Origin of the sequence: Streptomyces sp. NPDC053076 (genome assembly GCF_044546845.1) — a bacterium.
GTDB lineage: Bacteria > Actinomycetota > Actinomycetes > Streptomycetales > Streptomycetaceae > Streptomyces.
This window is the reverse complement of sequence record NZ_JBITZL010000004.1, coordinates 663,033-675,816: the sequence shown is the minus strand read 5'-3', so window position 1 is coordinate 675,816 and position 12,784 is coordinate 663,033. Positions and strand designations below refer to the sequence as shown.

Here is a 12,784-nt window from a genome sequence, read left to right as displayed (position 1 = left end):
GTGCTGCTCGAAGTGCGGGACCTGCACGTGGAGTTCCGGACCCGGGACGGGGTCGCCCATGCCGTCAACGGGGTGAGCTACCAGGTCGACGCGGGGGAGACCCTGGCCGTCCTGGGCGAGTCCGGCTCCGGCAAGTCGGTGACCGCGCAGGCCGTGATGGGGATCCTGGACATGCCGCCGGGCCGGATCACCGGCGGACAGATCCTGTTCCGGGGGCAGGACCTGCTGCAGCTGAAGGAGCAGCAGCGGCGCAGGATCCGGGGCGCCGGAATGGCGATGATCTTCCAGGACGCGCTGTCCGCCCTCAACCCGGTGCTCTCCGTGGGCGACCAGCTGGCGGAGATGTACGTCGTGCACCGGGGAGCGTCCAGGAAGGACGCGCGGGCCGGGGCCGTCGAGCTGATGGACCGGGTGCGCATCCCCGCGGCGGCGCAGCGGGTGCGGGACTATCCCCACCAGTTCTCGGGCGGCATGCGCCAGCGGATCATGATCGCCATGGCGCTGGCCCTGGAACCGGCGCTGATCATCGCCGACGAGCCGACCACCGCCCTGGACGTCACGGTCCAGGCCCAGGTCATGGACCTGCTCGCGGAGTTGCAGCGCGAGTACCGCATGGGGCTGATCCTGATCACCCACGACCTGGGGGTCGTCGCGGACGTCGCCGACCGGATCGCGGTGATGTACGCCGGGAAGATCGTCGAGTCGGCGCCCGTGCGCGACCTCTACAAGGCCCCGGCCCACCCCTACACCCGCGGACTGCTGGAGTCCGTGCCCCGCCTGGACCGCAAGGGACAGCAGCTGTACGCCATCAAGGGCCTCCCGCCGAACCTCATGCGCGTCCCGCCGGGCTGTTCCTTCCACCCTCGCTGCCCGATGGCCCAGGACGTGTGCCGCACCGACGAACCCCCGCTGTACCCGGTGTCCGACGGCCGGGGCAGCGCCTGTCACTTCTGGAGGGAGTGCCTGCATGGCCCCGACCACTGAGCCGATCCTGGAGGTCGGCGGCCTCGTCAAGCACTACCCGCTGACCCGGGGCGTCCTGTTCAGGAAGCAGGTCGGCGCGGTGAAGGCGGTCGACGGCGTCGACTTCACGCTCGGCCGGGGCGAGACCCTGGGCATCGTGGGCGAGTCGGGCTGCGGCAAGTCGACGGTCGCCAAGCTGCTCTGCAACCTGGAGCGCCCCACGGCGGGCGCCATCCGGTTCAAGGGCGAGGACATCACCCGGCTGTCCGGCAGGGCCCTGAAAGCCGTGCGCCGCAACATCCAGATGGTCTTCCAGGACCCGTACACCTCGCTCAACCCCCGGATGACGGTCGGCGACATCGTCGGGGAGCCGTACGAGATCCACCCCGAGGTGGCCCCCAAGGGCGACCGGCGCCGCAGGGTCCAGGAGCTGCTGGACGTGGTCGGACTCGACCCGGAGTACGTCAACCGCTATCCCCACCAGTTCTCCGGGGGCCAGCGCCAGCGCATCGGCATCGCCCGGGGGCTGGCGCTGCGCCCCGAGATCATCGTCGCCGACGAACCGGTGTCCGCGCTGGACGTCTCGGTCCAGGCCCAGGTCATCAACCTGCTGGACCGGCTCCAGTCGGAATTCGACCTGAGCTACGTCTTCATCGCGCACGACCTGTCGATCGTCCGGCACATCTCGGACCGGGTCGGGGTCATGTACCTGGGCCGGATCGTGGAGATCGGGCGGGATGCCGAGATCTACGAGCATCCGACGCACCCCTACACCCAGGCCCTGCTCTCCGCGGTGCCCGTGCCCGACCCGGAGGCCCGTGACCGGCGGGAGCGGATCATCCTCACCGGGGACGTGCCCTCGCCGACGGACATCCCCTCGGGCTGCCGTTTCCGCACCCGGTGCTGGAAGGCGCAGCGGCGCTGTGCGCAGGAGGTGCCGGCCCTGGCGGTGCCCGCCGTCTTCCGCGACGCGGCCGGCCCCGCGGCCCACCCCTCGGCGTGCCACTTCGCGGAGGAGGCCGTGTCGATCACGCCCTCCCCGTCGCGGGAGTCCCGGCGGAACGGCGACGGGCCGGGGTGACATGGCGCACCCCGGCCCGTCTACGGCACCCGCACGGCCGTACGGAGTTCAGGCTTCCGTGTCCGTATATCGGTGCCGCTTCCGTGAAGTTGCCGGTGCGTTAACGCGGTTCACGGGCGCGCGGCCGCCGGGAGGGAGCGGCGGAGGAAGTCCAGCTGGAGGCGGAGCAGGTTCTCGGCGACCGCCTCCTGCGGGGTCATGTGGGTCACCCCGGACAGCGGCAGCACCTCGTGCGGGCGGCCGGCGGCCAGCAGGGCGGAGGACAGGCGCAGGGAGTGGGCGACGACCACGTTGTCGTCCGCCAGGCCGTGGATGAGCATCATCGGGCGGTGCGGCTCGGCCGGGTCGACCAGGCCTGCGTCGTCGACGAGCGAGTTGCGGCGGTAGATCTCCGGCTGCTCGTCCGGGTGGCCGAGGTAGCGCTCCTGGTAGTGGGTGTCGTACAGCCGCAGGTCGGTCACGGGCGCGCCGACCACCGCCGCGTGGAAGACGTCCGGCCGGCGCAGCACCGCCAGCGCCGCCAGATAGCCGCCGAAGGACCAGCCCCGGATCGCCACCCGGTCCAGGTCCAGCGGGTACCGCCCGGCGAGCGCGTGCAGCGCGTCCACCTGGTCCTGGAGCACCACGGCCGCCAAGTCGTCCCGGACCTCCTTCTCCCAGCCGGGCGACCGGCCCGGGGTGCCCCGGCCGTCGGCGACGATCACGGCGAAGCCCTGGTCGGCGAACCACTGGGAGGTCAGATGGGCGTTGTGCGCGGCCACCACCCGCTGCCCGTGCGGGCCACCGTAGGGGTCCAGCAGAACCGGCAGGGGAGTGTCACCGTGGTAGTCCCGTGGCATAAGCACGGCGCACGGAATTTTGCGTGCGCCCCCTTCGGTGAGGGTCACCCGTGGGGACAAACCGGGATCTTCAGCGTACGAGCGGACAGCGGCCGCCGGTTTTCCGTCACGCAGCACCTGGACACGGGCGCCCGGCCTGTCCAGGGCCGCGGACACGAGGACGGTCACACCCCCGGCGCGCACCGCCGTGTGCACACCGGGTTCCTGGGACAGCCGCTCCAGGCCCAGCTCGTTCACCCGGTACACATGGACTTCGCCAATTTCCGGCGCCTCCGCCTCCGCCTCCGCGCCCGCCGAGGCGGAAACGAGTACGTCGTCCGCACCCACGTCCAGAACCGCACGGACGTGCAACTGGGCGCTGGTCAGCGGCCGTTCACCGACCGCCAGCACGCGTGCGCCGCCCTCGTCCGCGATCCGGACGAGCTGCCCCGACGGGCTCCAGCAGGGCACACCAGCGAACAGTTCAAGCCAAGTTGGATCTTCGTCCGCGTGCACCATCCGGGTGGCCCCCGTGTCCGGATCCACCGCCAGGAACAGCTGGCTGCGCTGATCCCGCGCCTGGACGAGGAGCAGTGGCGCACCCGCCTCTGACCAGTGCACACGTGCCAGGTACGGATAGCGGGTCCGGTCCCACGCGACCTCCGTGCGCTCCCCGTCGAGACCGATGACGAACAGTCGTACGTCGGCGTTCGGGGTGCCCGCCGCGGGGTACCTGACGTTACTTGGCTCACGGTCGGGGTGGGCCGGATCCGCGATCCACCACTGCCGCACCGGCGTGTCGTCCACGCGCGCCACGAGCAGCCGGTCCGACCGCGGCGCCCACCAGAAGCCGCGGGTGCGTGCCATCTCCTCGGCCGCGACGAACTCCGCGAGGCCGTAGCAGACCCGCGCCGACTCGGGCTCGGCCAGTGCCCGGTCACCGTCCCCCTCCGCGCCCACCACCCGCAGGGCGCCCCGCGAGACGTACGCGACGTACCGGCCGTCGGGGGACGGGCGCGGGTCGATCACCGGCCCCGGAACACGGAGTTCACGCGCCGTGCCGGCCCGCAGCTCCGCCGTGAAAAGCCGCCCTGACAAGGAGAAAGAAGCCAACTCCAGGGCGCTGTCAGAGGCGTAGCCGACGATGCCGGCGCCGCCCTCACGGCTGCGCTCCCGGCGGGCCCGCTCCTCGGCGGAGAGCTCTTCGGAGGCGCCGCGGAGGAGTACGCCCGGGTCGGCCGCCAGGCGCTCGGTGCCGTCCGGAAGGTCCAGCAGCCACAGGGAGTTGGCCCGGTCGGTGCCGGAGCCCGAACGCAGGAAAGCGACACGCGAACCGTCGGGTGCCACGGTGAACGCACGCGGCGCGCCGAGCGTGAACCGCTGGGTCCGGGCGTGCCGACGGGGGAAGGAGTCAGCCTCGGTCGTCATACCCCGACCATATTGGCCATGCGCCCCCTTGTGCGGCCGTGCGCCGAGCGATGCGCGAGTACGGATAGTTATGATCACTACCGCACTGTGGGTATGAACCTGCTGGCGTCTGCATGGATTTGCTCAACTGATCTAGAACCCGCGTCCCCTGGGATCTTTGGAGGTGAGCCGCCGTGGCACTCTCGATTTCGGCGGTGGTGCTGCTGGCGATCATCGTCTTCTTGCTGGTCAAGAAGTCGGGGCTGAAGGGCGGCCACGCGGTCGTCTGCGTCCTGCTCGGTTTCTATCTCGCCTCCTCGACCGTCGCCCCGACGATCAACGAGCTGACGACGAATGTCGCCAGCATGATCGGCAGCATCAAGTTCTGACGGCGGGCGGGGCGACGGACCCGACGGGCCGACCGACGTACTGATCTCGTCGCCGGCTGTCGCGTTCCGCCGCCCCGCTCCCCGGCTTCATGAGCTGTGCCAGTCGTGGAACGAGGGGGTCCGGGGGTAGCGGGTCAGGGGAACGGGCCGTTCAAGGAGTTCGGCTACGAGGACCTGATCGCCCTCGACAAGGTCAACCTCGGCGCTTCCCGCGCAAGACCGTCTGGGCGGAGATCGCCCTCACCGCACCGGAACCCGGCCCCACGTGCTCCGGTGCCGTCGGCGGCTGAAAGACAAAGAAAGCCGGGGAAAGCACCCCACCAAGCCCCACCCCTCCCGCCCGTGGCCCGCACTCACTCGGGCGGGTGAACATCCCCGGACCGGCTGGACCTCGCAACCCACGAGGCCCGACGCTCGGCGCAACGCACCACCACAACCGCAGACATGAGACGGCCCCCGCCGGGACTGGCATCCCAGTGCGAGGGCCTGACCACCGAGGAAGGCAGAAACTTCCCGATGGGTACCCAAAACCCTAGCGTGCCCCCGCACGCCCAGGCCCGCGTTACCGGCAACAGGCACCCGAACCGGCGGCCCGGCACGGCCCACCGCACCGGCGGCCTCCAGCACGACAACACCCGCCACACCATGCGCTTCACGGTGGTCGGCAACCACCTGGCCCAGCACAGGGAACTGTCACTCCTCGCGATCGGGCTCGGCGTGCACCTCCAGTCGCTGCCGAAGGGCGCCCCGGCCGACATCAAGACCCTCGCCGCCCGGTTCCCCGAGGGAGCCACCCGCATCGCCACCGCGCTGCGCGAGCTGGAGGCCCACGGCTACCTGCGGCGCGAACGCCACCGCACGGCCACCGGTCGCATCGTCACCCGCACGATCTCCTGCAACCAGCCGGCCGCGGCCCGCCATCACACCGAGGTCCCCGGCCGTCCGCGGACCCGGGCGGCGGAGGCACCGCAGAGGCAGGAGCCGTGCGAGGAGAGCACGCCGTGCAGGACGCGCGAGAAGCCAGGCCCCCGCAAGCCGCTCCCCGCCGTGCCGAGCCCCGCGTACGCCGCCCCCGCGCTTCTGGAGGCCGCCACCGGCCTCCTCGCGGACCTCCACCGCCACGACCCCCGGCTGCTCCTCTCCGCCCGCGACACGGCCCACCTGGCCTCCGGCGTCGCCGCCTGGCTGGAGCGCGACGTCGCCCCCGCCGCCGTACGCCGTGCCCTGACCGCCGACCTGCCACCCGAGGGCGTACGCCGCCCCGCCGCCCTTCTGGCACACCGCCTCGCAGCCCAGCTGCCGCCCCCGCCCCCGTTCCGGGCGCCGGCCGCCCCGCAACCGGCCCGGTACCCCATGCGGAACTGCGACGGCTGCGACCGCGGCTTCCGCTCGCCGGAACCCGAAGCCCGCTGCCGCGACTGCCGAACCGAACTCCAGGAGGCCGCCTAGCATGAACGGGACGATCCTTGCCCCTGGGCACAGACGACGAGGAGCGAGCGCCATGACCATCGCACCCGACGACGCGCAGCAGGGCGCCTCCCGCCTGTACCGGGCCATGCGCGACTTCACGCAGTCCATGGACGACACGTTGCCCGGCAAGTTCGAGATCACCAAGGAAGGGATCGTCCACGACATGATGTCGCCCGGAGGCCCCCACGAGGTCACGGCCGCACACGTCAGCCGCCGTCTGGAGAAGGTCATGCCGGACGAGCTGCTGGCCCACAACGGCACGCCTGACGTGGAGGACGTACCCCAGGGCATCATGCGGCACCCGGACGTGCTGGTGATCGCCTGGACCGACCTGGAGGTCAAGGGCTCGATCGACCCCCGCACGGTCATCGCCGCCATCGAGATCGTCTCCAGGTCCAACCCGGACAACGACTGGGTGGGCAAGACGCGCGACTACCCGCTGCTCGGCATCCCCGTCTACGGGATCTTCGACCCCCGTACCGGAACCGGCGCGGTCTTCAGCGACATCCACTCCACCCCGGCCGGCCCCCGCTACGCCACCCGGAAGGACTTCGTCTACGGCGAGGACGTCACCATCGCGGAGTGGACCATTCCGACGGACGGCCTGCCGCGCTACCAGGACGACGCGGCAGAGATCGACTCCTGAGGGGCCGTATCCGGAAGCGGGAGAGCCGGTTTCCTCAACGCGTAGAAACTCCGCGGCCGGTACCCGGAGATCACCCGGCGTCGCGACAGAATCGCGCACGACGCAGACCTGATCGACGGCGACCTGAAACAGCGCCGCCCGATCGGCGGGGCGGAGGTGACGGACGCCGTCGACTGGATCGAGCGGACCGCCCTGGCCATCGCCCACGCACTCGACGACGAGGGGTGACCGGCCGCGGTTCGGTGAACCGGCCGGCCGCCTCATAGGCTGACCCCATGACGGAACTGCCCGCGCGACGTCTGCTCCTGGTGCACGCGCACCCGGACGACGAGTCGATCAACAACGGCGCGACCATGGCCAAGTACGCGGCCGAGGGTGCCCATGTGACTCTGGTCACCTGCACCCTGGGTGAACGGGGCGAGGTCATTCCGCCGGAGCTGCGGCATCTGACGGGCCCCGCGCTGGGCGCGCACCGGCGCGGCGAGCTGGGCGCGGCCCTGGCCGCGCTCGGGGTCACCGACGGCCGGCTGCTCGGTGGCGCCGGGCGGTACGGCGACTCCGGAATGATGGGGCTCGCCGACAACGAAGACCCCGGCTGCTTCTGGCAGGCCGACGTGGACGAGGCCGCCGGCCGGCTCGCCGAGGTGATCCTGGAGGTCCGCCCGCAGGTCCTCGTGGCCTACGACGACAACGGCGGCTACGGCCACCCGGACCACATCCAGGCCCACCGTGTCGCCATGCGCGCGGTCGACCTCGCGGCCGAACGGGGCCACCGGGTCGACAAGGTGTACTGGAACCGTGTCCCGCGCTCCGTCGTGGAGGCCGCCTTCGCCCGCCTCCAGGACGAGTTGGCCGCACTGCCGTTCGAAAAGGGCGCTGTGGTGGACGACGTACCGGGCGTGGTCGACGACGAGCGGATCACCACCACGATCGACGGCACCGAGCACGCCGCCGCCAAGGCCGCCGCGATGCGCGCCCACGCCACCCAGATCGAGGTGGCCGAGCCGTACTTCGCGCTCTCCAACGAACTCGCCCAGCCGCTGTTCACCACCGAGTACTACGAGTTGGTGCGCGGGACGGGACAGCGCGGGGAGACCGACCTGTTCGCCGGCATCGAGGAGGCGTCATGAGCGACGGCGGACCGGGCTCGCCGCTCGCCCAGCCACTGCGCCCGCCCACCCCCGGACGGGCCGCCGCCCACCTCGGCCTCTTCCTGCTCGGCGCGGTCACGGGCCTCGCCGGGACCCTGGTGCAGCCCGCCTGGTTCCCCGGCGGGCTGCTGCTCGCCCTCGCGGGCGCCGCCGGGCTCTTCCTCGGCGGGTCGTACGCCACCGGGAGCCGGAGCGGAGCGGTCGCCCCGGCGGCGGGCTGGATCGTCGCCGTCGTCCTGCTCACCACCACGCGTCCGGAAGGCGACTTCCTGTTCGGGGCGGGCGGCGGCTCGTATCTCTTCCTGCTCGGCGGCATGGCCCTCGCTGTGATCTGTGCCACCGTCGGTGCCGGGCGGCGACCCGGCGTCGGTGCCGCCCGACTTGCCAAGTGACGTACCACTTCGCCGGGCGGCGCACGTGCGAGTCCCGTGTGGGTTTCCTCGGCGGTCATGGGATAAGCGCCAGAAGTGGCCAGTATGGTGGTGCGCGCCGCCGAGCCTCCCCCAAGTTCTCGACTGCGCTCGAACAGGGGGTACCCCCAGTGAGGTCGAAACGGGCGGCGGAGCCAACCGGGAGAACCTGCCTTGAGCCGTGAAACTGACACTCCGTCCTCCGGGCCCAACGGGCGCGGCGGAGCCGCATACCCCTCCGGCACGCCGCCGTACGGGACCCCCATGGCTCCCGACGACGGCCCGGACGCCGGCCGTTCGGGCACGCGGCCGGAGGAGAAGAAGACCGAGACCACGCTGACGACCCGGATCCGGATCAACATCCCCGGCTCCCGGCCCATCCCCCCGGTCGTCATGCGCACGCCCGTCGGGGACGGTGAGGGCACCAGGGACGAGACGCCCGCCGCCGAGCCGCGGCCCGCGGCCGACCGGACGCCCGCCGGCTCCACCGGCACCGCCGAGACCCCGGCCGAGTCCGCGGCCCAGCCGGAGGAGAGGACCAGCGACTGGTTCGCGCCCCGCAAGTCCGGCGCCGCCAAGGGCAGTCCTGGCGCGGGCGGCACGAACGGCACCGGGACCCCCGGCGGTTCCGCCCCTTCGGCCCCTTCCGCCGGCGCGGTGAGCCCCCGTACGGGTGCCCCGGGTGCGTCCGGCACGGCCGGTACCACCGGCGCGCCCCCAGGCGGTGGCCGTCCCGGCGGCAAACGTCCCGGCGGTGGCCGTCCGGGCGGTGTGGTCGGCTCCATGAGCGTGCCGGGCGGCTCCCGCTCCGGCGGAACGAACGGCAAGGGCCTGCCCGGTGCCACCGGCGGCCCCGTCGCCCCGGGACACGGCGGCGGCACCGGCTCCTTCGACGTGACCGAGGTGCTCACCGCGGGCCCGCTGGGCGGCGGCTCCCGCCCCGGCTCCGGCGAGCCCCGCCGGGACGGCCTGCCGTACTTCTCGGAGAACCAGCCGGAGAACGGCGACGGCTTCGCCTCCGGTGCGGCCGGCGCCGGCGGCCAGGACGGCTTCGGCTCCGGTACGCCGGGCCCGAACGGGCACGACGGCTACGGCGGTGCCGCGGGCGGTGCCCAGGGGCACGGCGGCCCCGGCGGCGTGAGCGGCTTCGACGGGCCCGGTGGCCGCGGCCGACCGGGCGGTCCGCAGGGCCCCGCCGGTCCCACCGGCGGCCCGGTCACGGGCGACGGCACTCTCGTCCCGCCGGCCGCCGGCGGCCTCGGCATGGCGCCGGGCGAGCCCTTCGACGGCCCCGCGGTCCCCGGCTTCGGCGGCCAGGGCACCCCGGCCGCTCGCAGCGCCCTCGCCGACCTCGAGGGCCCCGCCGGCTTCGGCGGCCCCGGCGGGCCGGGCGCCAACCCGGCGGGCGGTCCGACAGGCGTCGGCCCCGGCGGCGGGCTGAGCGACGACACCGCGATCCTCACCCCGCAGAAGCCGGCCCCGGAGGGCACGCCCGGCTACCGCTCCCCGGCCGCCGACAACGTCTCCGGACACACCGTCACCAGCGGCATCCCGGTCGTGCCCGGCGCCGCCAAGCCCCCGTTCGGCGCCCACGCCGACGGCCCGGCGAGGTCCGCGGCGCCCAAGCCGCAGCCGGCGGCGCCCAAGGCGGCGGCCAAGCCGAAGAAGAAGGGCCGCAGCAAGCTGGTGCTGCTCGGCGTCGGCGTGGTCGTCGTCGCGGGCGGTGCCTACGGCGCCGGACTGCTGATGAACCGCACCGACGTGCCCAAGGGCACCACCGTGCTCGGTGTCGACATCGGCGGCGGCACCCGCGACGACGCCGTCAAGAAGCTGGACGACGCCTTCGGCAGCCGGGTGAACAAGCCGCTGAAACTGGCCGTGGGCGGCAAGACGGTCGCCCTCGCGCCGGAGAACGCGGGTCTGCAGTTCGACTACCAGGCCACGGCGAGCGAGGCGGCCAAGAGCGACTACAACCCGGTCCACGTCGTCGGCTCCCTGTTCGGGCAGAAGCGCGTGGTCGAGCCGGTCATGCCGGTGGACGAGGAGAAGCTCCAGGCGGCCCTCCAGCAGGCCGGCGGTGGCTCCGGCTCCGGCTCGGCCACCGACGGCAGCATCGAGTTCACGTCCGGCAAGGCCGTGCCCGTCTACGGCAAGGCGGGCAAGGCCGTCGACGCCGGCCGGTCCACCCAGGCGGTCGAACGGGCCTACCGCGCGCTGGTGGAGACGGGCAGCCCGGCCCCGGTCGCCGTGCCGACCACCACCAAGCAGCCGACGGTCTCGAACGCCGAGGTCGACCGGATGATGAAGGAGTTCGCGAAGCCGGCGATGTCGGACCGGGTGACCGTGCAGACGGACGCGGCCCACGCGGTCCCCCTGAGTCCGCAGAACTCGCTGTGGAAGTTCCTCAAGGTCACGGCCGTCGACGGCAAGCTGGTCGACAAGCCCGACCTGAACGCCCTCGAGCAGCTGTACGGCCAGACGTTCGACGGGGTGCTCATCACCCGCGGCAACGGCAAGAAGACGCCCGTCACCCCCCAGGACGTCTACGCCGCCCTGCGCCCGGCGCTGATGAGCAAGACCAACCGGGTCGCGGTCATCGACACGAACCCGAGCTAGCCGTCGTCGCACAGGGGGCGCCCCCGGCCGGGGGCGCCCCCTCGGCACGCCCGTCATCCGATCCGCATGACATCTGTCATCCGGCACGGGGGACCGCCGACACTGCCCGGCACCCGGCCCTCGCCGCCAGCATGGTCGGTATGACGACGACAGCGGCACCGGCCACCACCACCCCGGTGGTCGGGTTCGACCAGGTGACCAAGACGTATGGGAGCGTGCGGGCCGTGGACGGCCTCTCGCTCCGGCTGTACCCGGGCGAGACCGTTGCCCTCCTCGGCCCGAACGGGGCCGGCAAGTCCACCACCCTGGACCTGCTCCTCGGCCTCAAGCCCGCCGACAGCGGCACGGTGAGCCTGTTCGGCACCGGCCCGCGCGAGGCGATCGTCGCCGGGCGGGTGGGGGCCATGCTCCAGAGCGGCGGGCTGATGGACGGGGTCACCGTCGCCGAGCTGGTGAAGCTGGCCTGCTCCCTGCACCCGCGGCCGTACCCGGTGTCCGATGTGCTGGCGCGCGCGGGCATCGCCCAGATCGCCGACCGCAAGGTCGACAAGCTCTCCGGCGGCCAGGCCCAGCGGGTCCGGTTCGCCCTCGCCACCGCCGGCGACAGCGACCTGATCATCCTGGACGAGCCGACCACCGGCATGGACGTCACCGCCCGCCACGCCTTCTGGGCCACCATGCGGGAACAGGCCGACCAGGGCCGTACGGTCCTCTTCGCCACGCACTACCTGGAAGAGGCCGACGCCATCGCCGACCGGGTGCTCGTGCTGCACCGCGGCCGGCTCCTCGCCGACGGCACGGCCGCCGAGATCAAGGCCAAGGCCGGTGCCCGCCGGGTCTCCTTCGACCTGGAGGGGGAGATCGACGAGACGGCCCTGCGCGGCCTGCCGTTCCTCACGTCCCTCACGGTGTCCAACAGCGGCTCCGCCGCGGGCTCGGGCCAGACCGTCCGCATCCAGTCCGCCGACGCCGACGCGACCGTCCACGCCCTGTACGGCCTCGGCGTCTACCCCCGCAATCTCGAAGTCGCCGGTCTCGGCCTGGAGCAGGCATTCGTCGCCATCACCGCCGCCGAGGAGGCGAAGCAGTCGTGAACAGCCTGATCAAACTGGAAGTGTCCCGCGCCCTGCGCAACCGCAAGTTCCTGTTCTTCTCCGTGATCTACCCCTCGGGACTGTTCCTGCTGATCGCGGGCAACGCCGACAGCCACACCAAGATCGACGGCACGGGCCTGACCCTGCCGACGTACATGATGGTCTCCATGGCCTCCTTCGGCGCCCTGACCGCCGTTCTGATGGGCAACAGCGAGCGCATCGCCAAGGAACGCGAGAGCGGGTGGGTACGGCAGCTGCGGCTGACCACCCTGCCCGGGCGCGGGTACGTCCTCGCCAAGACCGCCAGCGCGGCCGTGGTGAGCCTGCCGTCCATCGTGGTGGTGTTCGTGGTCGCCGCGGCGGTGAAGGACGTCCGTCTCGACGCCTGGCAGTGGCTCGGCCTCACCGGTGCGATCTGGGCCGGCAGCCTGGTCTTCGCCGCGCTCGGCGTCGCCCTCGGCTACCTCGCCAGCGGGGACGCGGTCCGCCCGATCACCATGATCATCTACTTCGGCCTGTCCATGCTGGGCGGCCTGTGGATGCCGACGACCACGTTCCCGCAGTGGCTCCAGGACATCGCCAAGTGGCTGCCCACCCATGCGTACGCTTCCCTGGGACGGGCGATCGAACAGAGCCAGGCACCGCACACCCAGGACCTCGCCGTCCTCGCCGTCTCCTTCGTCCTCTTCGCGGGCGGCGCGGCCTGGCTGTACCGGAAGGACACGCTGAAGGCGTGAGC

11 protein-coding genes are annotated in these 12,784 nt (G+C 72.5%); 10 read left to right on the top strand and 1 reads right to left on the bottom strand.

The window, feature by feature from the left end:
• Both ACIGYR_RS20440 and ACIGYR_RS20435 read left to right on the top strand, forming a co-directional pair.
• A complete protein-coding gene (locus tag ACIGYR_RS20440) occupies window positions 1-984 on the top strand; it encodes an ABC transporter ATP-binding protein (protein ID WP_391840426.1) in 984 nt (327 codons plus the stop codon).
• The gene (locus ACIGYR_RS20435) at window positions 968-2,044 is read left to right on the top strand and encodes an ABC transporter ATP-binding protein (RefSeq protein WP_399597596.1); all 1,077 of its coding nucleotides are present in this window, start codon (window positions 968-970) and stop codon (window positions 2,042-2,044) included. The genes ACIGYR_RS20440 and ACIGYR_RS20435 overlap by 17 nt, the downstream gene beginning before the upstream one ends.
• A 110-nt stretch (window positions 2,045-2,154) precedes the next feature.
• Here the strand turns inward: ACIGYR_RS20435 and ACIGYR_RS20430 are convergent, their stop codons facing one another.
• Complete coding sequence (locus tag ACIGYR_RS20430) at window positions 2,155-4,290, bottom strand: prolyl oligopeptidase family serine peptidase (protein ID WP_399597599.1); 2,136 nt, start codon at window positions 4,288-4,290, stop codon at window positions 2,155-2,157.
• Between the two features lie 173 nt (window positions 4,291-4,463).
• On the opposite strand from ACIGYR_RS20430, the gene ACIGYR_RS20425 reads away from it, so the two are divergent.
• From ACIGYR_RS20425 to ACIGYR_RS20390, 8 genes are all read left to right on the top strand, one after another.
• The gene (locus ACIGYR_RS20425; RefSeq protein WP_391840431.1) at window positions 4,464-4,658 is read left to right on the top strand and encodes a hypothetical protein; all 195 of its coding nucleotides are present in this window, start codon (window positions 4,464-4,466) and stop codon (window positions 4,656-4,658) included.
• A 516-nt stretch (window positions 4,659-5,174) separates the two neighbouring features.
• Window positions 5,175-6,107, top strand: coding sequence for a helix-turn-helix domain-containing protein (locus tag ACIGYR_RS20420; RefSeq protein ID WP_399597601.1), 933 nt, complete (start codon window positions 5,175-5,177; stop codon window positions 6,105-6,107).
• 52 nt (window positions 6,108-6,159) lie between these two features.
• Entirely contained in the window at window positions 6,160-6,774 is a 615-nt protein-coding gene (locus tag ACIGYR_RS20415) for a Uma2 family endonuclease (protein ID WP_399597604.1), read from the top strand.
• A gap of 275 nt (window positions 6,775-7,049) precedes the next feature.
• Window positions 7,050-7,904 (top strand): N-acetyl-1-D-myo-inositol-2-amino-2-deoxy-alpha-D-glucopyranoside deacetylase, encoded by an 855-nt coding sequence (gene mshB / locus ACIGYR_RS20410; protein WP_399597606.1) that lies wholly within the window; start codon window positions 7,050-7,052, stop codon window positions 7,902-7,904.
• Window positions 7,901-8,317, top strand: a complete 417-nt coding sequence (locus tag ACIGYR_RS20405) for a DUF6113 family protein (protein ID WP_399597609.1) — start codon at window positions 7,901-7,903, stop codon at window positions 8,315-8,317. The genes mshB and ACIGYR_RS20405 overlap by 4 nt, the downstream gene beginning before the upstream one ends.
• Window positions 8,318-8,509: 192 nt before the next feature.
• Window positions 8,510-10,951: a hypothetical protein gene (locus ACIGYR_RS20400; RefSeq protein WP_399597611.1), complete on the top strand. Its 2,442-nt coding sequence runs from the start codon at window positions 8,510-8,512 to the stop codon at window positions 10,949-10,951.
• Window positions 10,952-11,091: 140 nt separating this feature from the next.
• Window positions 11,092-12,045: an ABC transporter ATP-binding protein gene (locus ACIGYR_RS20395; protein ID WP_391840455.1), complete on the top strand. Its 954-nt coding sequence runs from the start codon at window positions 11,092-11,094 to the stop codon at window positions 12,043-12,045.
• Window positions 12,042-12,782 (top strand): ABC transporter permease, encoded by a 741-nt coding sequence (locus tag ACIGYR_RS20390; protein ID WP_399597614.1) that lies wholly within the window; start codon window positions 12,042-12,044, stop codon window positions 12,780-12,782. The genes ACIGYR_RS20395 and ACIGYR_RS20390 overlap by 4 nt, the downstream gene beginning before the upstream one ends.
• Window positions 12,783-12,784 lie beyond the last annotated feature (2 nt).

Bases quoted from the DNA above. Each gene is read 5' to 3' on its own strand.
- ACIGYR_RS20435 (WP_399597596.1), top strand. From the start codon at position 968: ATGGCCCCGACCACTGAGCCGATCCTGGAGGTCGGCGGCCTCGTCAAG.
- ACIGYR_RS20430 (WP_399597599.1), bottom strand. From the start codon at position 4,290: ATGACGACCGAGGCTGACTCCTTCCCCCGTCGGCACGCCCGGACCCAG.
- ACIGYR_RS20420 (WP_399597601.1), top strand. From the start codon at position 5,175: ATGGGTACCCAAAACCCTAGCGTGCCCCCGCACGCCCAGGCCCGCGTT.
- ACIGYR_RS20415 (WP_399597604.1), top strand. From the start codon at position 6,160: ATGACCATCGCACCCGACGACGCGCAGCAGGGCGCCTCCCGCCTGTAC.
- mshB (WP_399597606.1), top strand. From the start codon at position 7,050: ATGACGGAACTGCCCGCGCGACGTCTGCTCCTGGTGCACGCGCACCCG.
- ACIGYR_RS20405 (WP_399597609.1), top strand. From the start codon at position 7,901: ATGAGCGACGGCGGACCGGGCTCGCCGCTCGCCCAGCCACTGCGCCCG.
- ACIGYR_RS20395 (WP_391840455.1), top strand. From the start codon at position 11,092: ATGACGACGACAGCGGCACCGGCCACCACCACCCCGGTGGTCGGGTTC.